Genomic DNA, 19,195 nt, shown 5'->3' on the forward strand with positions numbered 1-19,195 from the left:
CGCGGCGAAGCGCGGCGCCGACTCGGCGGCCTCGCGCGGCGTCGGCCCCGGCACCGGCGTCGGGTCGCTGTAGGCGACGGTGATCCGCGCGAACGGCTTGGGGATCTCGAACCGGTCCCAGCTCCCGAGCCGCCAGGCGCGGTCGACGTGCGCCGCCACGTCGCGCTGCGGCACGCCGGCGCGCTGCGCATCGACCAGCGCGCCGGGCGCGAAGGTGTGCCGCGGCCCGCGCGGCCCGTCCGGCGTCACGCACACCTCCCGCCCGCGCCGCAGCACGCCCACCAGCTCCAGCAGCGCGCGCCCGCCGCCGCGCGAGGTCGAGCCGCGCACCGTCTCGTAGCCGAACGCCCGCACCACGCGCGCGATGATCTCGCCGTCGCGGTGCTCGCTGATGAGGACCGCGACCCCCTCGTCGCGGTGGTGGGCGACCAGCGGGAGCATCTGCCCGTGCCAGAGCGCGACCACCACCCCGCCCTCCCCCGACGCGCGACGCGCCCGCCACCCCTCGCGCCCCACCTCGCGCACCCGCCACGTGCGCGCCAGCAGGCGCAGCACGCGCGACCCCGCCGCGACGGCCCACCGCACGCGCGCCGGCACGGGCGCCGGCGCGGCGTCGCTCACCGCGCCATCTCGCTGGCGATCTGCGCCACGCGCCCGGCCGCGCCCGGCCGGCCGAGCGACGACCGCACGCGTCCCAGCGCGTCGCGCATCCGGTTCCGCTCGGGCGACGTGCGCAGCAGCGGGAGCAGCGCCTCCGCCATCGCCGCCGGCTGGACGGCGTCCTGCACGAACTCGCGCGCCACCTCGCGCGCCGCGACCACGTTCACGAGCCCGATGCGCGGGATCTCGACCACGCGCCGCGCGATCTCGTACGTCCACGGGTTGGTGCGGTAGGCGACGATCAGCGGGCACCCCGCGACCGCCGCCTCGAGCGTCGTCGTGCCGCTCTTGCACAACGCCGCCGTCGAGCCGCGCAGCAGCATGAGGGAGCCCGACTGGACGAGCGGGTACGGGCAGCGCGCCGGGTCGATGGTGACGGTCGGCGCCACGCTCACGGCGACGCGCAGCCCCTTCACCTGCTGCTCCAGCCGGCGCGCCGTCTCGACGAACGGGTCGAGGTGCCGCTCGATCTCCTGCGCGCGGCTCCCGGGGAACAGCGCGAGCAGCGGCCCCTCGGCCGCGAGCCCGAGCCGCGCCCGCGCCTCCTCGCACGACGGCAGCCCCTCGGCGCGGTCGAGCAGCGGGTGCCCGACGAAGGTCGCGTCGATCCCGTGGTCGCGCAGCAGCTTCTCCTCGAACGGCAGGATCACCGCGGCGCGCGTGATGACCTCGGCCATGCGCGCGAGCCGGCTCTTCCGCCACGCCCACACCTGCGGCGTGATGAAGTAGAGCACCGGCACGCCGGCTCGCCGCGCCTCGGCGGCGACGCGCATGTTGAAGCCCGGGTAGTCGACGAGGACGAGCAGGGCGACCCGCCCGCTCCGCAGCCGCGCGCGCAGCCGCCGCAGCAGCGCGTAGTGCGCCGGGACGTGGCGCAGCACCTCGACGAAGCCCATGACCGCCATCCGGCTCGTGTCCTCCACGAGCTCGACGCCGGCCTGCCGCATGTGGTGTCCGCCGACGCCGGCCAGCGTGAGGTCGGGGCGCAGCGCGCGCAGCGCCGTCGCCACGCCGGCGGCGTGCAGGTCCCCCGACGCCTCGCCGGCGACGAACAGGACCTCGCGGGCGGCGCTCACGGGGCGGTCGCGCCCGCCGCGGCGTCGCGCAGCGCCGGGAGCGTGCGCTCGATCTCGCCGACCATGCGCAGCGCGACGTCGGGCGCCTCGCGCCCGTCGCCGCCCGACACGACCGGCGGCGCCTCGCCGCGCACCGCGGCCACGAAGCTCTCGAACTCCAGCCGCAGCGGCTCCCCCTCCGGCGCCTCGAGCGGCACGCGCTCGACGAACGCCGCCAGGTCCAGCGGGCCCGCGGGCGCGCCGCCGCCGGCCGCCATGCGCATCGCCAGCGCCGCGAGGTCCACGTCGCCGCGCAGGCGGAAGAACTCCCCGTTCCCCGCCGCCAGGTCGAGCGACAGGTAGCCGCTCTGCTGGAAGATGCGCACCTTGCGCAGCCGCTCGCGCGACACCCGGCTGGCCGTGATGTTGGCGACCGCGCCCGACGCGAAGGCGAGGCGCGCGTTGGCGATGTCCACCGTCGGCGTGAGCACGCCGACGCCGGTCGCGCGCACCTCGCTCACCGCCGACCCGACCAGCGTGCGCACCAGGTCGATGTCGTGGATCATGAGGTCGAGCACGACCGCGACGTCGGCGCCGCGCATCGTGAACGGCGCAAGCCGGTCGCTCTCGATGAAGCGCGGCGCGTCGACGTACGGGAGCGCGGCGCGCACGGCGCGGTTGAAGCGCTCGACGTGCCCCGTCTGCACGACGGCGCCGGTGCGCGCCGCGATCGCCAGCAGCTCGTCCGCCTCCTCGAGCGTCGTCGTGATCGGCTTCTCGATCAGCAGGTGCCTGCCGCGCTCCAGCGCCGCACGCGCCACCGCGTGGTGCGCCGGCGTCGGCACGACGACCGTGAGCGCGTCGGCGGCGTCGAGCAGCGCGTCGAGCGAGTCGAACGCGGGGACGCCGAGCTCCGACGCCACCTGCGCGCGCCGCGCCTCCGAGCGCTCGTAGAAGCCCGCGAAGCGCGCGCCGGGGAGGTCGCGCAGCAGCCGCACGTGGTGGTAGCCGAGCGCCCCGGCGCCCACCACGCCGACGCGCGGCTCGGCGGCCACCGTCAGAACCCCACGCCGCGCGGGCTCGACTCGACGAAGTCGAGCAGCACGCGCACCTCGGCGTTCGACGCGTCCACCTCGCCCCCCCGCGCGCGCTCCAGCGCCGCGCCGAGGTTGAGGTCGGAGCGGAACAGCAGGCGGTACGCCTTCTTGAGCTCCGACAGCGTCTCCTCGGTGAAGCCGCTCCGCTGCAGCCCGACCGAGTTCAGCCCGTAGAGCTTCACCGGGTTCCCGACCGCCTTCACGAACGGCGGCACGTCCTTCACCACGCGCGAGCAGCCGCCGACGAACGCGTGCCGGCCGATGCGCACGAACTGGTGCACCGCGGTCAGCCCGGCGACGATGACCCTGTCCTCGACCGTCACGTGCCCCGCGAGCTGCGTCCCGTTCACGAGGATCACGCCGTCGCCGACGTGGCAGTCGTGCGCGAGGTGCACGTACGACATGATGAACGCGCCGCGCCCCACCGTCGTCTTGTACGACTGCTTGGTGCCGCGGTTGATGTGCGAGTACTCGCGGATCGTGGTGTCGTCGCCGATCTCGACCCACGTCTCCTCGCCGCCGAACTTCAGGTCCTGCGGCTCGCCCCCGAGGATGGTGCCGATGCCGACCTTCACGTTCCGCCCGAGGCGCACGTTGCGCTCGAGCGTCGCGCGCGCGGCGATGACGCTCCCGTCGCCGACGGTGCAGTTCTCGCCGACCATCGCCCACGGCCCGACCTCGACGTTGTCGCCGAGCACCGCGTCGGGGTGGACGATCGCCGACGGGTGGACGCGCGTCCCCGCGGCGGCGGCGGGGGCGCTCATCGGTCGCGGACCATCGCGGCCATGTCGGCCTCGCACACGATCTCCCCGTCCACCCGCGCCACGCCGTGCATCTTGCACACGGGGCCGCGCACCTGGACGATCTCGAGCTCGAAGCGGAGCGCGTCGCCCGGCTTCACCGGCCGGCGGAACTTCACGTTGTCGAGCGACATGAAGTACACGACCTTCTGCGACGGGTCGGGCACCTGGCCGAGCAGCAGCATCCCCCCCGTCTGCGCCATCGCCTCGACGATCAGCACCCCCGGCATGATCGGGTGCCCCGGGAAGTGCCCCTGGAAGAACGGCTCGTTGATCGTGACGTTCTTGAGCCCCACCACCCGCTTCGCCTCCATCTCGACGATCCGGTCGACGAGCAGGAAGGGGTAGCGGTGCGGGAGCACCTTCATGATCTCTTCGATGCCGAGCACGGGCGGTCTCGCGGCGGGTGGGACGGCGGGGGGGAGCGCTGACGCGGGAGCGGTCGTCGGGACGGGGGCGGCGTGGCGCAGCAGCTCGCGCACGAGCGTCACGGTGCCGCGGTGGCTCGGCTTGTGGGCGACGATCCGCGCCCGCACGCGCGCGCCGGCCAGCGCGAGGTCGCCGACGCAGTCCATCGCCTTGTGCCGCACGAACTCGTCGGGCCAGCGGACCGCGTTCTCCACCACGCCCCGCTCGTCGAGCACGACGGCGTTGGCGGTCGACGCGCCCCGGATCAGCCCCTTCGCGCGCAGCCCCTCGACCTCGCGCACGAAGCCGAAGGTGCGCGCCCACGCCAGCTCGGCGGCGAACGACGCGGGCGTGACAACGTAGCGGCCGCCCTGGGCGCCGATCAACGGGTGCGGGAAGTCGATGGTGACCTCCAGCGACAGCGCGTCGGCCGGGTAGGCCTCGTACACGCTCTCCCCGTCGATCACGCGCACCGGCTCGGTCAGCGTCAGCGGCGCCGGCGCGGGCCCGGCGTCGGCGATCCCGGCGTCCAGCAGCGCCACGAGGAACGGCCCCGCGCTCCCGTCGGCGATCGGGGGCTCGGCGGCGTCCATGTCGATGACCAGGTCGTCGATCTGGAGCCCCGCCACCGCGGCCAGCACGTGCTCGACGGTGTGCAGCGCCTCGTCGCCGTGCCCGATCACGGTGCGGCGCTCGCTCGCCACGGCGCGCGACACGTGCACCGGGATCTCCGGGGTCCCCGGCCGGTCGACGCGGCGGAAGACGATCCCCTGCCCCGCCCGCCCCGGCCGGAAGGTCAGCGTGCACTCGGCGCCGAGGTGCAGCCCCAACCCCGAGACGGTGACCGGCGCCGCGATGGTCCGGCGCCCCGTCGGCGCCGGCAGCGCCGCGACGCGGGCGTGCACGCGGGCGATCTCCTCGGCGGCGGGCGCCGGCGGCAGCACCGCCGTCATCGCGCGTCCTCCGGCGTCCCACCCTTGAGCAGTCGCTCCAGCGCCCGCCCGCCGATCCCCGCCAGTCGGAACAGCGTGGCCTGCGCGCGCAGCGCCTCCTTGTGCGGGCGCGCCGGGTAGCCGCTGTACGTCGCGCCGGCCGGGACGTCGCCGAACACGCCGGCCTGCCCCCCGATCCGCGCCCCCTTCCCGACCGTGATGTGCCCGCCGAGCCCGGCCTGCCCCGCCAGGATGACCCCGTCCTCGATGCTCGCCGAGCCGGCGACGCCGACCTGCGCCATGACGAGGCAGAGGCGCCCCAGGCGGACGTTGTGCCCGAGCTGCACGAGGTTGTCGATCTTGGTCCCGGCCCCGATCACCGTGTCGCCGATGCTCCCCCGGTCGATGGTCGTGTTGGCGCCGATCTCGACGTCGTCCTCCACGAGGCAGCGGCCGACGTGCGGGATCTTGCGGTGCTGCCCCTCGCCGAAGACGTAGCCGAAGCCGTCCGAGCCGAGGCGCGCCCCCGCGTGCACCGCCACCCGGGCGCCGAGCTCGGTGCCCGGGTACAGCGTGGCGTGCGGGAAGACGCGCGAATCGGGCCCCACGCGCACCCCGGCGCCGAGCACCGCGTGGGCGTCGATCCAGGCCCGGTCGCCGAGCACCGCGCCGTCGCCGATCACGGCGTACGGGCCGACGGTCACCTCGGCGCCGAGCGACACGCCGCGGCCGAGCACCGCCGTCGGGTGGACGCCGGGCACGCGGGGCGCCGGGCGGTAGAGCGCCGGGAGGACGCGCAGCATCGCCTCGTGCGGCTTCGCGACCACGACCCGCGCCGCACCGTCGGCGCCGGGCGCGTCGGCCAGCTCCGGGCTCACGAGGACGACCCCGGCCCGCGTGCGGGCGAAGGCGTCGGCGTAGCGGCCGTTCGCGTAGAAGGTCACGTCGTCGGCGCCGGCCGCCTCGAGCGTCGCCATGCGCCGCACCGGGCGGTCGGCGTCGGCCGCGTCGCGCAGCGCACCGCCCACCATCTGCGCGACGGCGGCGGCGGTGAGGACCGGAGCCTGCCGGTCCTCACCCCCGCCGCGCGTCGCGTCGCGGGCCGTCCCCGGCTGGGGCTCGGCCCGCGGCGAGTCAGCCGTCACCGACCGCGATTACGGGCGGCGCGTGGCGCCCGCGGGCGCGGCCACGGGCCCGGCCGGGGCGGCCGCCGGGCGGGTCGCCGGCGCCGGCTGCGCCGCGGCGATCGTGCGCATGCGGGCCAGCACCTTGTCCGTGACGTCCATCGACTTGTCGGCCGAGAGCAGCGCCGAGTTCGGGCCGTACGCGAACACCATCGTCAGCCCCTCGGCCGTGCGCACGTCGTTGATCGCGTCGCGCACGATCTTCTCGAAGCGGTCCACCAGCTCCTGCTCGCGCGAGGCGCCGCGCTCCTGGAGCTGCTGCGCGCGCTGCTGGTACGACTGCTGGCGGTCCTGCAGCGTCTTCTCGCGCGTCTGGCGCACGGCGGCGGTCAGCGTCGCCTGCTCCTTCTGGTACGCCTGCACGGCGTTCTGCAGCGAGTCGCTCATGCGCTGCATCTCGGCGCGGATCCCCTCCGCCTCCTTCTGGAAGGCGGCCTGCGCCTCGGCGCGGCCGGGGACCTGGTCCATGACCTGGGACACGTCGACGTAGCCCATCTTCGGGGCGGTCTGCGCGGCGGCCGGCGACGCGGCGGCCCCGAGGCCGAGCGCGAGCGCGGCGACGGCCGCGCGGAGGGAAAGACGCATTGCGGGGGAACTCCTGCCTACGAGGAAGAAGAGGATGTGAACCGCGGTGGGACCGTTCCGGGCGCGTCGGCGCTCAGAACATCATCTGGCCCAGGCGGAAGTGCAGCTGCCATTTGGGGTCGGGGCGCAGCCGGCCCGTGTTCGGGTCGCGCGAGAGGCGGTCGAAGCCGTACGCCCAGTCCAGCCCCAGCGGGCCGAGCGGGGTCACCACGCTCACACCGAGGCCCGCGCCGCGGAACAGGCGCGTCGGGTTGAACTCCTTCGCGCGCGCGAAGTTGTTGCCCGCGTCGTAGAACAGGTTCGCGTACAGCTGCTGGCTCAGGCGGACGCCCAGCTCCGCGGTCATCGCCAGGTACGCGTTGCCGAAGGCGTCGCGCCCCGACGTCGCGTTGAACTGCTCGGCGTCCGGGTCGAAGCCGCGCGGCGTGATCGAGAACTCCGGGTAGCCGCGCAGCGGCTGGCCGTACTGCACGCCGCCGAGCGCGAAGCCCTGCTGCAGGAAGAAGGCGCCCGGGGAGCCGAACAGCGCTCCGGCGCGCGCCGACAGGCCGAGGACGAACTGCTTGGGCTGCGAGCCCGGCGAGCCGCCGCCGAACTGCCCCACCGTCACGTACGAGCGGAAGTCGCCGGTGTAGCGCTGGAACGCCGTCGTGCCGCCGAGCGGCCCGCCGCTGAAGTCCGCGGTGAACGACTGCAGCCCGCCGGCCGCCGGGAACGGGAGCCCGATGCGCGTGTCGTGCGTCAGGTCGGCGCCCAGGTTCGAGCGGAAGCAGTTGCTCGTGCAGGTGCCGAGGCCGAACACCGTCGGGTCGACGTCGCGCAGCGTGATCGCGTCGGCCGTGTACGACAGGCCGAGCGTCGTGAAGTACGAGCCGGGGACCGGGAGGCCGACCCGGAGCGTCGAGCCGGTCGTCACGTTCTGCCCGAAGCCCTGCACGAAGAAGCGGCTCTGGCGGCGGTACGCGCTCACCGTCCCCGACACGCGCGACTTGCGGATCGCCGGGTCGGAGTAGCTCAGCTGGAAGTCGTTGAAGAAGCGCCCGAAGTTCCAGTTGAGCGAGCCGCGCTTGCAGAGGCCGAACAGGTTCGGCTGGTCGACGCCGATGAAGCCGCCGACGCCCACGCCGGCGCCGCCCATCGACGCGCCGAAGTTGAACGAGCCGGTGCGCTTCTCCTTCACGCGGAAGGTCACGTCCAGGTCGCCCTGGTCGTTGGCCGGGCGCGTGTCGGGGAACGGCAGCGGCGTGTCGAAGAAGCCCAGGTTGCCCACGCTCTGCCACGAGCGCAGCAGGCGGTCCTGGTTGAAGACGTCGCCCGGGACGAGCACCAGCTGGCGCCGGATGCACTCCTCGGTCGTGTAGTCGTTCCCCGCGATGTCGATGCGGTTGATGATCGCCGGCGTGCGCTCCTCGATCTGCCAGCGCAGGTTCACCGTCGGCACCGAGTCGGCGCCGGTGCGGGCGCGCTCGACCACCGGGTTGATGCGGGCGTAGATGTACCCCTCGTTCCGGTACGCCGTCTGGATCTTCTCGGTCGCCTCGTCCCAGCGCGAGCGGTCGAAGACGTCGTTGTCCGGGCCCGAGAACCGCCCGCGCGCGATCCCCACGACGCGCTGCGTGAGCGTCGGCCCCTCGCCGTTGAACGGGTAGTACCGCTCCAGCTCCTCCTTCGAGAAGCGCCGGTTGTCGACGATCTCGAACGACCCGATGCGGTACTGCGCGCCCTCGCGCACCGTCAGCTCGACGAACGCCTTCCCGCGCTCCCGGTCGACGACGACCGTGTCCTTGAGGAGCTGGAAGTCGATGAACCCCTTGGACGCGTACAGCGCGGGGAGCCGCTCCGACAGGTCGCCCTGGTAGGCCTCCTCGTCGAACTCCCCCTTCTTCCACCAGAAGAACCCTTCGGGGCTCGTCTTCATGGCGCCGACGATGTCCTTGTCGGACAGCGCCTGGTTGCCGTTGACGCGCACGCCCGAGATGGCGAGGTGCCGCCCCTCGTCGACGCGGAACAGCAGGCGCACGCGCCCGTCGTTCGTGAACGTCGACTCGGGCCTGATGCGGGCGAGGTAGAAGCCCTTGCTCTGGTAGACGGAGTCGATGCGCCGCACCGCCGCCGCCACCTTCGCCGGGTCGAGCGGCTGCCCGACGAGCAGGTCGACCTTCGACGAGATCGTCCCCTCGGACTGCGCCTTGGTCCCCGTCACCGCGACGTCGGAGAGCAGCGGGCGCTCCCGGACGGTGAAGACCAGGGTGGCGCGCGCCCCGCCGTCGGACACCTCGCACCCGGCGCGCACGTCCTCGAACTGGCCGCTCCCGTACAGGCGGCGAATCGCGCCCTGCACCTGCGGGCTCGCCAGCTCGGCGCGCGGGGTCAGCCCGAGGTCGCCGAGGGCGGCGCCGAGCGTCACGCGCGACAGCCCGCGCACCGCGATCGAGTCGGGGGCGGCGCAGCGCGCCTGCGTCTGCGCGCGGAGGGCGGTCGGAACGGCAAGCACGGCAACGACCCCGGCCAGGAGGGCCGGGAGCCGGGAGGGCACGAATCGCATGGGCGCAATATACACAGGCGGGGACGGCGTAGGTCCACGTCCCCAAAGGAGTTCCGGGCGCCCCCGTGAGACACCCGGGGGGCCCGCGAGGGTTGTCCCCCTCCGGGAAAGGCGAACGCGGGAGGCGCGAACGCGGGAGAGGCGAACACGGGGAACGCGAGAACCCCCGGCTGGAAGGCTCCCAGCCGGGGGTCGTCGATGTCTCCGAGCTCGCGGTCCCGAGTTCGCCGTACCCGAACTCGCGGTACCCGCCTTCGCCCTCAGGACGCCTTGGTCGTGCTCGTCAGCGTCCGGAACTCCAGCCGGTCCTTCTCCGACGGGTGGACGTCCACCTCGATCTCGTCCCCCTTCGAGAACTCGCCCAGCAGGATCTTCTCCGAGAGCGGGTCCTCGATGTAGCGCTGGATCGCCCGCTTGAGCGGCCGGGCGCCGAACGCCTCGTCGTACCCCTTCCCCGAGAGGAAGTCGGACGCCGCGTCGGTGAGCACCAGCTTCATCTCCTCCTCGCCCAGGCGCTTCTGCACGTCGCGCAGCAGCACCGAGACGATCTGCCCGATCTGCTCCTTCGAGAGCGGGTGGAAGACGATGACGTCGTCCAGGCGGTTGAGGAACTCGGGGTTGAACACCCGCCCCATCTCCTCCTTCACCTTCTCCTGGATCCGCTCGAAGTTCCGCACCGAGGTGTCGCCCTGCGTGAAGCCGAGCGAGCGCCCCCGCGTGATGTCCTTGGCGCCGACGTTCGACGTCATGATCACCACGGTGTTCTTGAAGTCGATCACCCGCCCGTAGTTGTCGGTGAGGTGACCCTCGTCGAGCACCTGCAGGAGGATGTTGAAGACGTCCGGGTGCGCCTTCTCGATCTCGTCGAGCAGCACCACGCTGTACGGCTTGCGCCGCACCGCCTTGGTCAGCGTCCCCGAGTCCTCGTAGCCGACGTAGCCCGGGGGCGCGCCGATGAGCCGCGACACGGAGAACTTCTCCATGTACTCGCTCATGTCGACGCGGATCAGGGCCGACTCGTCGGCGAACAGGAACTTCGCCAGCGAGCGCGCCAGCTCCGTCTTCCCGACGCCCGTGGGGCCCGAGAAGATGAAGGTGCCGATGGGGCGCTTCGGGTCCTTGAGCCCCGCGCGGCTGCGGCGGATCGAGCGGGCGATCGCCTTGATGGCCTCGTCCTGCCCGATGACGTTCTTGTGGAGCTCCTCCTCCATGTTCAGCAGGCGGGCCGTCTCCGCCTCCTGCAGCCGCGTGACCGGGATCCCCGTCCAGCGGCTGACGATGAAGGCGATCTCCTCCTCGCCGAGGACCGGGCGGTGCGACTGGCGCCGCTGCTCCCACTCCTCCTGCTGCTTCCGGATGTCGCCCTGTAGCTCGCGCTCCTTGTCGCGCAGGCTGGCCGCCTTCTCGAAGTTCTGGTCGCGGACCGCGGCCTCCTTCTCGCCGTTGACCTTGTCCAGCTCGTCCTTGAGCGCGGCCACCTCCGGCGGCGGCGCCTGGCTGGCCAGCCGCGCGCGCGCCCCCGCCTCGTCGATCACGTCGATCGCCTTGTCGGGGAGGAAGCGGTCGGTGATGTAGCGCTCCGAGAGCTTCGCCGCCGAGTAGAGCGTCGTGTCGGGGATCGTGACGCGGTGGTGGTCCTCGTACTTCTTCCGGAGCCCCTGGAGGATCTGCACCGTCTCGTCGATCGACGGCGGGTCCACCACGACGGTCTGGAAGCGGCGCTCGAGCGCGCCGTCCTTCTCGATGTACTTGCGGTACTCGTTGAGCGTCGACGCGCCGACGCACTGCAGCTCGCCGCGCGCGAGCGCGGGCTTCAGCATGTTGCTGGCGTCGATCGCGCCCTCGGCGGCGCCGGCCCCGACGAGCGTGTGCAGCTCGTCGATGAACAGGATGATGTTCTTGTTCTGGGCGATCTCGTTCATGACCGCCTTGAGCCGCTCCTCGAACTGGCCGCGGTACTTCGTCCCCGCGATCACCGCCGCCATGTCGAGCGACAGCACGCGGTGGTCGCGCAGCGAGTCGGGGCACTCGCCCGTGGCGATGAGCTGCGCCAGCCCCTCGACGATGGCCGTCTTGCCCACGCCCGGCTCGCCGATCAGCACCGGGTTGTTCTTCTTGCGCCGCGTGAGGATCTCCATCACGCGCTCGATCTCCTTCGCGCGCCCGATGGTCGGGTCCAGCTGCCCCTCGGCGGCGAGCGCCGTGAGGTCGCGGCAGAAGTGGTCGAGCGCCGGGGTCTTGGACTTCTTCTCGCCCTTCGGCGACGGCGACGACGGCGTGGCGCCGCTCCCGCCCTTGTCGGCCGTCCCGCCGGCGTTCGCCTGCGGCGTCTCGTTGCCCAGGAGGCGCAGCGTCTCCGCCCGCGCCGCCTCGAGGTTCACGCCCGTGTCGGTCAGCACCTGCGCGGCGATCCCCTTCTCCTCGCGCAGGAGGCCGAGCAGCAGGTGCTCGGTGCCGACGTAGCTGTGGTTCAGTTCGCGCGCCTCGGCCATCGCCAGCTCGAGGACCTTCTTCGCGCGCGACGTATAGGGGAGGTCCGGCCCGGTCGCCTGGGCGGCTTTCCCCTTCTTGACGGTCTCCTCGATCTTCTGCTGGATCTCGTCGAGGTCGACGTTGAGGTTCTGCAGCACCGCGGCCGCCACGCCCTCACCCTCGCGGATGAGACCGAGCAGGATGTGCTCCGTCCCCACGTATTCGTGGTGGAGGCGCGCGGCCTCCTCGCGGGCCATCGCGAGGACCTTCCGCACACGCTCGGTGAAGTTGTAGCCGTTCATGGTTCCCCTCGTTTCCGGGTGGGACCGCCCGGGGTCGTCTCCCGGTCATCCTTGCGGACTATCGCGCCCCGCGCCTCGTCACAGCCCTCGCCACCGGTCGCACCCTGCGCCTGCCGGCGGGACCCGCGGTTCATCCCGCCGACCCCGCCTCGCTGGTGAGCGCCTGTCGCACGTACCGTGCACGCGCCACGTGAGCCTCCGCTTCCGTCAGCGCCCGCCCCTCCAGGTAGGCGAGATGCGCCGGCTGACTAAAGATCAGGAGCTTGTTGAGGGTGTATACACTGAGGCCACTGATGAGTTTCAGCCCGACCGCCAGCCGCACGCCCGAGAGGTAGTTCATCGCCTCCTCGAACGTGAGGCTGCGGGCGTACCGCAGCGTCCCGTAGGCGCGCCACAGCTTGTCCTCGATCACCGTCCCCGCGTCCCGCAGGAGGACGCGCCGCGCCTCCTCCTCCTTCTCTATCACACGCCGTACCACCTGAGCCAGGTGGTCGATCAGCTCCTCCTCGGAGCGCCCCAGCGTGGTCTGGTTGGAGATCTGGAAGAAGTTGCCGACGACCTCACTCCCCTCGCCGTACAGCCCCCGGTAGGTGAGCCCCATCTGCTGCAGGCTCGCCAGCACCTTCTGGATCTCCTTGGTGAGCACCAGCCCGGGCAGGTGGATGAGGACGCTCGCGCGCAGCCCCGTCCCCGTGTTGGTCGGGCACGCCGTCAGAAACCCGAACTCGGTGTGGAACGCGTACGGCACGCGCCCCCCGAGGTCCTGGTCCAGCCGCTCCACCGCGCGCCACGTCTCCGACAGCTCGAACCCGGAGCGGAGCGCCTGCAGCCGCAGGTGGTCCTCCTCGTTCACCATCAGCGACACGTCGTCGCCCAGCAGCACGGCGGCGCCCGTGCGCACCCCCTGCGGCCCGTCGAAGCCGGCCAGCTCCTTCGACACCAGGTGCCGCTCGTGCAGCAGCTGGCGGTCGAGCGTCGGCAGCTCGTCGACCCGCAGCAGCACCCCCGCCTGCAGCGGCCGGAGGTGCTGGGCCGCCTCGCGCACCTGCGACAGCACGCGCAGCCGCTCGCCGTCGCGGGCGCGCGGCGTGAACGCGTACCCCTCGACGTTCCGCGCCAGGCGGATCCGCGTCGAGAGCACGATGTCGGCGTGGTCGCCGGACGCGTCGAGCCAGCCGACGCCGCCGTCCGGCAGGAGGGAGAGGTCCAACGTCATCGCCCCGGAAGTCGCCCGGAGACCGGGCCGGGTGGGTGGTCGGGACGGCACCGGCGCCGCCCGCGACCGCTGAACGTGGCCGCGCGCCCCCCGCGCCGCGACCCGCCCGTTCGGGCGAGCGCCGCGCCGGCGCGCCGGCCGCCCGTCATTCGAAGGTGCGCAGCCGGTCGCGGAGTTCCGCCGCCAGCTCGAACTGCTCCGCCTCGATCGCGCGCCGCAGCCGGTCGCGCAGCTGCCCGACCAGGCTCGCCGCCTCGATCAGCTCCGGCGCCGGCGGCTCGTAGCGCCGCCCCGCGTGCTTCGAGTTGCCGTGCAGGCGCCGCAGCAGCTCGCGCAGGCTGCGCTCGAACGCCCCGTAGCACCGCGCGCACCCCAGCCGCCCCGACGAGCGGAAGTCGCGCGTCGTCGCGCCGCAGAAGTGGCAGGCCCCCTGGTCCCCGGGCACCGTCAGGGACTGCTGCTGCACCGCCTGCAGGAAGTCGCCGATCGGGCTGGCCTTGGGCGCCACGCTCGTCTCGACCCCCTGCTCCTCGGCGCACTGCTGGCACAGCGGCCGCTGGGTCACCGCGTTGTTGCGCACCTGGGTGACCGTCACGACCGCGTCGCGTTCCTTGCAATTCTCACAGAGCATCGTCACCTCGTCCGGCGCGGCGCCCGTCCGGCCGCGCCGCCCACCCCAGGAAATTGCCGTCCGGGGCCCCCCGGCGCCATCCGGTCGCCCGGCCGCGCCGCGTCAGGCCCCCGCCTCGGGCGGCGCGTCCACCAGGCGGCCGTCCTCCAGCAGCAGCGTGCGGTCCGCCCGCTGCGCCAGCGACCGGTTGTGCGTCACCACCACGAGCCCCAGCTCGAGGTCCCGCGCCAGCGTCGCGAACAGGTCGTGCAGCCGCTCGGCGTTCGCGTGGTCCAGGTTCCCCGACGGCTCGTCGGCCAGCAGCACCGCCGGGTCGGCCGCCAGCGCCCGCGCCACCGCGGCCCGCTGCTGCTCGCCCCCCGACAGCGCCCCCGGCCGGTGGTGCATGCGCGCCCCGAGCCCGACCCGCTCCAGCAGGGCAGTCGCCCGCGCGGCCGCCTCCGCCGGCGCGTGCCCGCCGATGCGCAGCGGCATCATCACGTTCTCTAGCGCGCTGAACTCGCGCAGCAGGTGGTGGAACTGGAACACGAACCCGACGGCGCGGTTCCGCAGCGCCGCCAGCGTGTCGTCGTCCCGCCCCGCGATCGGCGAGCCGGCCAGCCAGACGTCGCCGCGCGTCGGGCGCTCCAGCGCCCCCAGCACGTGCAGGAACGTGCTCTTGCCGGCGCCGCTCGCCCCCACCACGGCCACCATCTCGCCGCGGCGCACGGCGATCGACACGTCGTCGAGGATGCGCAGCACCGCGCCGTCCCCGCCGCGGTACTCCTTCACCACCCCGCGCGCCTCGACCACCACGGCGCCCGCGCCCTCCTGCGACGTCCCGTCGCTCATTCGTGCCGGATCGCCTCGAGGGGATACAGCTTCGCCGCCTGCGTCGCCGGGTACAGCGTCGCCAGCGCGGCCACCAGGATGCTCGCCCCCACCGTCAGCAGCACGTCCATCGGCTCCGTCGCCACCGGCAGGTGGTCGATGAAGTACACCGACGGGTCGAGCTTGATGAACTTGTAGTGCTCGAGCGCCACCGACGCCGCCATCCCGAGCAGCAGCCCGCCGAGCGTCCCCACGAGGCCGATCACCAGCCCCTGGAGGAAGAAGATCCGGCGCACCGAGCGCGCGGGGAGCCCCATCGCCTTCAGGATCCCTATCTCGCGCGTCTTGTCGGTGACGACCATCGTGAGGGTGCTGACGATGTTGAACGCCGCCACCAGCACGATCAGCAGCAGGATGACCCCCATCCCCAGCTTCTCCAGCTTGAGCGCCTGGAAGAGGGAGCTGTTCTGCTCCTGCCAGTCGCGCGCGAAGTAGGGGAACTGCAGCTGCTTCTCGAGCGAGCGCGCCACCTGGTTGGCGGTCCAGCGGTCGCGCGTGCGCACCTCGATCCCGGTGACCGCCTCGCCCAGCCCGGCCATCCGCTGCGCGTGCGTCAGCGCGACGTAGATGTACGAGTTGTCGTACTCGAACATCCCCGTCTCGAAGATCCCCGTCACCACGAAGTCGTCGAACACCGGCGTCAGCTCGCCCGTGATCGGGTTCACCGACCCGGGGGCGCTGGTGATCATCGTGATCGTGTCGCCCGGCCACGTGCTCAGCGTCTCGGCCAGCCGCCGCCCGACCACGGCGCCGCGCATCTGCCCGTCGTTGGTGACGAAGCGGAAGTTGCCGAGCACCGCGTGCTGGCGGATCGAGGTGACGTCGGCCACCCCGGGCCCCGCCGGCTCGATCCCCGCGATCTGCGCCGCCGTCGGGAAGACGCGCGACGCCTTCTTGCGCGCCACCCCCTGCGTCAGCACCACCGGCGCCGCCGCCGTCACCTGCGGGTTCTTCTTGACGGTGGCGAGCGTCTCGCGCCACCGGTCCATGCTCAGCCCCTCCCCGTGCGTCAGCACGCGGATGTCGGGGCTCCCGATCAGGATCTTCTCGCGCAGGTCCCGCTGCAGCCCGTTCATGACCCCCATGATGAGGATCAGCGCGCTCACCCCGACCATCACGCCGCCGATGGCGATCATGCTGATCAGGGACAGCAGGCTGGAGCCGCGGCGGCTGCGCAGGTAGCGCCACGCGATCGCCAGCTCGAGCTTCCGCAGCGCGCCGGCCGGCGCCGGCGCGGGCGGCCGCACCGGCGGCGCCGACCGCCTCGGGGTGGTCATCGTGGTCACGGGCGGGACCGGTGGGCGCTCACTCGGGGCGCATCAGCGGGAACAGGATCGCGTCGCGGATGTGCTGCGTGTCCGTGAGGTACATGAAGAGCCGGTCCATCCCGATCCCCACCCCGCCCGTCGGCGGCATCCCGTACTCCATGGCGCGCAGGTAGTCCTCGTCCACCTCGACCGCCTCCTCGTCGCCGGCCGCCTTCAGGCGCGCCTGCGCCTCGAAGCGGCGCCGCTGGTCGATCGGGTCGTTGAGCTCGCTGAACGCGTTCGCCAGCTCCCGCCCCTTCGCGAACAGCTCGAAGCGCTCGGTCAGCCCTGGCGCCCCGCGCTTCGGCTTCGCCAGCGGCGACAGCTCCACCGGGTAGTCCACGACGAACGTCGGCGTGTCGATCTTCCGCTCCACCAGCGCCTGGAACATCTCGTCCAGCACCTTCGGGCGACTGAGCGTGCCGACCTTTTCAACCCCGACCCGCGCGGCCGCGTTCCGCAGCGCCGCGTCGTCGAGCGCCATGAGGTCGGCCCCGAACGCCGCGTTCAGCGCCCCCACCCACTCGATGCGCGGGAACGGCGGGCGCAGCTCCGGCACCCGCGCCGCCACCGCCGGCACCGTGCGGATCGCGTCGGCCACCGAGGCGATGAGCGCCTCCACCCGGTCCATCATGACCGTGTAGTCGGCGTACGCCTCGTAGAACTCCAGCATCGTGAACTCGGGGTTGTGCGTGCGGTCGATCCCCTCGTTCCGGAAGTCGTGCCCGATCTCGTACACGCGCTCGAACCCGCCCACGATCAGCCGCTTCAGGTACAGCTCGTCGGCGATCCGCAGGTACAGCGGCATGTCGAGCGCGTTGTGGTGCGTCGTGAACGGCCGCGCCGCCGCGCCGCCGTACAGCGGCTGCAGCACCGGCGTCTCGACCTCCAGGTACCCCAGCCCGTCGAGGAACCGCCGCACCTGCGAGATCATGCGCGCGCGCGCCACGAACGTCTCGCGGATCTCCGGGTGCACGGCCAGGTCGGCGTAGCGCTGCCGGTAGCGCTGCTCCGGGTCGCTGAACCCCGAGTAGCGCACCAGCTGCCCGTCCACCACCTGCTCCTTCCCGAACGGCAGCGGGCGCAGCGACTTGGCCAGCAGCTCCACCTGCTCCGCGCGCACGGTGACCTCGCCGGCGCGCGTGCGGAAGCACGGCCCCGCCACGCCCACCACGTCGCCGATGTCGACCAGCGACTTGAGGAGCTCGAACGTCTCGTCGCCCAGCACGTCGCGCCGGAAGTAGCACTGCAGGCGCCCCGCGCCGTCGGCGAGGTGCGCGAACGCGGTCTTCCCCTGCGAGCGCCACGACGTGAGCCGCCCCGCCAGGCGCACCGACGGCCCCTCGGCCTCGGCGCGCGTCGCCTCCGGGGCCGCGCCCTCCAGCGCCGCGAACGCCGCCGCGGCGCCCGCGCTGTCGTGCGTGCGGTCGTAGCGGTACGCGAACGGCGGCACCCCGCGCGCCTCCAGCGCCGCGAGCTTCTCGCGGCGCGCGCGCAGCACGAAGTTCAGCTCCTCCCCGTCGTCGGGCGCCTGGCTCACGCCGCCCTCCCCGACGAGCCGCCGGCCCCGTGCTCCTTCAGGTATGCCTCGATGAACGGGTCGATCGCGCCGTCCATCACCTTCTGCACGTCGGGGTTCTTCAGCTCCGTGCGGTGGTCGTTCACCATCGTGTAGGGCTGGAAGACGTAGCTGCGGATCTGGCTCCCGAAGGAGACGTCGCTCTTCGTGGCGTCGAGCGCCGCCTTGGCGGCCATCTGCTTCTCGAGCTCGATGTTGTACAGCTTGTTCTTCAGCATCTTCATCGCGGTCGCGCGGTTCTTGAACTGCGACCGCTCCTGCTGCGACGACACGACGACGCCCGACGGGGTGTGCCGGAGCCGCACCGCGGAGGACGTCTTGTTGACGTGCTGCCCGCCGGCGCCGCTCGCGCGGAACACCTCCATCACGATGTCCTCCTCGCGCACCTCGATGTTGATGTCCGTGTCCACCACCGGGTAGACGAACACCGAGGCGAAGCTCGTGTGGCGGCGCGCCTGCGCGTCGAACGGCGAGATGCGCACGAGGCGGTGCACGCCGGTCTCGGCGCGCAGGAAGCCGAACGCGTACTGCCCCTTGATCTCGAGCGTCGCGCCCTTGATCCCCGCCTCCTCGCCCTCCGACAGGTCGAGGATCTCGATCCCGAACCCCTTCCGCTCGGCCCAGCGCGTGTACATGCGCATGAGCATCTGCGCCCAGTCCTGCGCCTCGGTCCCGCCGGCGCCGGCGCTGATCTCGACCTGCGCGTCGCGGTGGTCGTCGGGCCCCTGCAGCAGCGACTTCACCTCGAAGGTCGCCAGCTCTTCCTCGGCCGCGTCGATCTCGCGGGCGACCTCGCCCTCCATCTCGGCGTCGGGCTCCGTCTCCAGCAGCTCCAGCAGCTCGCGGGCGCCGCGCACGCGCGCGTCCAGCGCGTCGTACGGGTCGAGCCACGCGCGCAGCGTCTTCACCTGCTGCACGATGTCCTGGGCGCGCTCCTGGTGGTCCCAGAAGCCCGCCTCGCTCATCCGCGCTTCGTGCTGCTCGAGCTGGTCGCGCTTGCCGTCGACGTCAAAGGTACCTCCGCAGCTCGGCGACCCGGTCGGTCTGCCTGTCGAGCTGCCGCACGCGCTCCATGTCCATCGCGGGCGATCCTCGGGGGTTCGGGTGGGGCGGCGCCACGTGTGCGACGGGCCGCCCTCCCCGCGGGGAGGGCGGCCCGGTCGCCCGGTCGCCAGGTGCGGCGAAGTATAGCGGGTCCGTCCGGCCCGCGCGCCGCCTAGAACACCTTGCGCCCCCCCGCCAGCAGGTCGTTCAGCGCGTCCTGGAAGTGCGGCGTCGACTCCGCCAGCGGCGCTCCGACCTGCTCGACGTACTCCTCCCAGCTCTTCCGGATCTCCTCCCGGAACAGCTGCTTGAGCGTCCCCGCCCGCAGCCCCTCCTCGCGCTTCTGCGGGTGGTAGGCGATCAGGTCCGACACCAGCGCGCGCGCCAACCGGCGTGCTTTCTGGTTCGGGTCGTTCGACAGGTAAGGGTTCACCGGGCGGCGCGGGGCGGCCGGCGCCGCCAGCGCCGCGGGCGCCACCGGGGCGGGCGCGACCGGTTCGGCGGCCGG

The 19,195-nt window shown here is 72.9% G+C and carries 15 protein-coding genes and 1 pseudogene; all 16 read right to left on the minus strand.

All coding sequences use genetic code 11. From position 1 onward, the window contains the following. Window positions 1-621 (minus strand): lysophospholipid acyltransferase family protein (locus PYV61_RS06815; protein ID WP_275829682.1); only part of this gene is annotated, 621 nt, incomplete at its 3' end. Then, window positions 618-1,736, minus strand: coding sequence for a lipid-A-disaccharide synthase (lpxB, locus tag PYV61_RS06820; RefSeq protein WP_275829684.1), 1,119 nt, complete (start codon window positions 1,734-1,736; stop codon window positions 618-620). The genes lpxB and PYV61_RS06815, both read right to left, overlap by 4 nt. Next, on the minus strand, window positions 1,733-2,770 hold the full coding sequence (locus PYV61_RS06825; protein ID WP_275829686.1) for a Gfo/Idh/MocA family oxidoreductase: 1,038 nt from the start codon (window positions 2,768-2,770) through the stop codon (window positions 1,733-1,735). The genes lpxB and PYV61_RS06825 overlap by 4 nt, the downstream gene beginning before the upstream one ends. Window positions 2,771-2,772: 2 nt before the next feature. Further along, window positions 2,773-3,576: an acyl-ACP--UDP-N-acetylglucosamine O-acyltransferase gene (lpxA, locus tag PYV61_RS06830; protein WP_275829688.1), complete on the minus strand. Its 804-nt coding sequence runs from the start codon at window positions 3,574-3,576 to the stop codon at window positions 2,773-2,775. Then, window positions 3,573-4,973, minus strand: coding sequence for a bifunctional UDP-3-O-[3-hydroxymyristoyl] N-acetylglucosamine deacetylase/3-hydroxyacyl-ACP dehydratase (locus tag PYV61_RS06835; RefSeq protein WP_275829690.1), 1,401 nt, complete (start codon window positions 4,971-4,973; stop codon window positions 3,573-3,575). Before PYV61_RS06835 ends, lpxA begins: the two co-directional genes overlap by 4 nt. Beyond that, window positions 4,970-6,097 (minus strand): UDP-3-O-(3-hydroxymyristoyl)glucosamine N-acyltransferase, encoded by a 1,128-nt coding sequence (lpxD, locus tag PYV61_RS06840; protein ID WP_275829692.1) that lies wholly within the window; start codon window positions 6,095-6,097, stop codon window positions 4,970-4,972. Before lpxD ends, PYV61_RS06835 begins: the two co-directional genes overlap by 4 nt. A 9-nt stretch (window positions 6,098-6,106) precedes the next feature. Beyond that, window positions 6,107-6,721 (minus strand): OmpH family outer membrane protein, encoded by a 615-nt coding sequence (locus PYV61_RS06845; protein ID WP_275829694.1) that lies wholly within the window; start codon window positions 6,719-6,721, stop codon window positions 6,107-6,109. Window positions 6,722-6,794: 73 nt separating this feature from the next. After that, a complete protein-coding gene (bamA, locus tag PYV61_RS06850) occupies window positions 6,795-9,266 on the minus strand; it encodes an outer membrane protein assembly factor BamA (RefSeq protein WP_275829696.1) in 2,472 nt (823 codons plus the stop codon). Between the two features lie 260 nt (window positions 9,267-9,526). Further along, a complete protein-coding gene (locus tag PYV61_RS06855; RefSeq protein WP_275829698.1) occupies window positions 9,527-12,040 on the minus strand; it encodes an ATP-dependent Clp protease ATP-binding subunit in 2,514 nt (837 codons plus the stop codon). Between the two features lie 130 nt (window positions 12,041-12,170). Then, window positions 12,171-13,256 carry a protein arginine kinase gene (locus PYV61_RS06860; RefSeq protein WP_275829700.1) on the minus strand — a complete coding sequence of 362 codons (1,086 nt, stop codon included), beginning with the start codon at window positions 13,254-13,256 and terminating at the stop codon, window positions 12,171-12,173. Window positions 13,257-13,401: 145 nt separating this feature from the next. Further along, window positions 13,402-13,887 carry a UvrB/UvrC motif-containing protein gene (locus tag PYV61_RS06865; protein ID WP_275829702.1) on the minus strand — a complete coding sequence of 162 codons (486 nt, stop codon included), beginning with the start codon at window positions 13,885-13,887 and terminating at the stop codon, window positions 13,402-13,404. A gap of 102 nt (window positions 13,888-13,989) precedes the next feature. Next, the gene (locus PYV61_RS06870; protein ID WP_275829705.1) at window positions 13,990-14,718 is read right to left on the minus strand and encodes an ABC transporter ATP-binding protein; all 729 of its coding nucleotides are present in this window, start codon (window positions 14,716-14,718) and stop codon (window positions 13,990-13,992) included. Then, on the minus strand, window positions 14,715-16,034 hold the full coding sequence (locus PYV61_RS06875; RefSeq protein ID WP_275829707.1) for an ABC transporter permease: 1,320 nt from the start codon (window positions 16,032-16,034) through the stop codon (window positions 14,715-14,717). The genes PYV61_RS06870 and PYV61_RS06875 overlap by 4 nt, the downstream gene beginning before the upstream one ends. Before the next feature lie 28 nt (window positions 16,035-16,062). Next, window positions 16,063-17,604: a lysine--tRNA ligase gene (gene lysS, locus PYV61_RS06880; RefSeq protein ID WP_275829710.1), complete on the minus strand. Its 1,542-nt coding sequence runs from the start codon at window positions 17,602-17,604 to the stop codon at window positions 16,063-16,065. Then, window positions 17,601-18,717, minus strand: a protein-coding gene (gene prfB / locus PYV61_RS06885) for a peptide chain release factor 2 (protein WP_345785217.1) whose coding sequence is annotated in 2 segments (ribosomal slippage) — window positions 17,601-18,662 and window positions 18,664-18,717 — 1,116 coding nt in all. Because the reading frame shifts where the segments join, the coding sequence is not laid out codon by codon here. The genes lysS and prfB overlap by 4 nt, the downstream gene beginning before the upstream one ends. 142 nt (window positions 18,718-18,859) lie before the next feature. Beyond that, window positions 18,860-19,195, minus strand: a pseudogene (locus tag PYV61_RS06890) (hypothetical protein); the annotation flags it as partial.

Source organism: Roseisolibacter sp. H3M3-2 (assembly GCF_029211165.1).
In the GTDB taxonomy this organism is placed as follows: domain Bacteria; phylum Gemmatimonadota; class Gemmatimonadetes; order Gemmatimonadales; family Gemmatimonadaceae; genus Roseisolibacter.

Bases quoted from the DNA above. Each gene is read 5' to 3' on its own strand.
- lpxA (WP_275829688.1), bottom strand. From the start codon at position 3,576: ATGAGCGCCCCCGCCGCCGCCGCGGGGACGCGCGTCCACCCGTCGGCG.
- PYV61_RS06835 (WP_275829690.1), bottom strand. From the start codon at position 4,973: ATGACGGCGGTGCTGCCGCCGGCGCCCGCCGCCGAGGAGATCGCCCGC.
- PYV61_RS06845 (WP_275829694.1), bottom strand. From the start codon at position 6,721: ATGCGTCTTTCCCTCCGCGCGGCCGTCGCCGCGCTCGCGCTCGGCCTC.
- bamA (WP_275829696.1), bottom strand. From the start codon at position 9,266: ATGCGATTCGTGCCCTCCCGGCTCCCGGCCCTCCTGGCCGGGGTCGTT.
- PYV61_RS06855 (WP_275829698.1), bottom strand. From the start codon at position 12,040: ATGAACGGCTACAACTTCACCGAGCGTGTGCGGAAGGTCCTCGCGATG.
- PYV61_RS06860 (WP_275829700.1), bottom strand. From the start codon at position 13,256: ATGACGTTGGACCTCTCCCTCCTGCCGGACGGCGGCGTCGGCTGGCTC.
- PYV61_RS06865 (WP_275829702.1), bottom strand. From the start codon at position 13,887: ATGCTCTGTGAGAATTGCAAGGAACGCGACGCGGTCGTGACGGTCACC.
- PYV61_RS06870 (WP_275829705.1), bottom strand. From the start codon at position 14,718: ATGAGCGACGGGACGTCGCAGGAGGGCGCGGGCGCCGTGGTGGTCGAG.
- PYV61_RS06875 (WP_275829707.1), bottom strand. From the start codon at position 16,034: ATGACCACCCCGAGGCGGTCGGCGCCGCCGGTGCGGCCGCCCGCGCCG.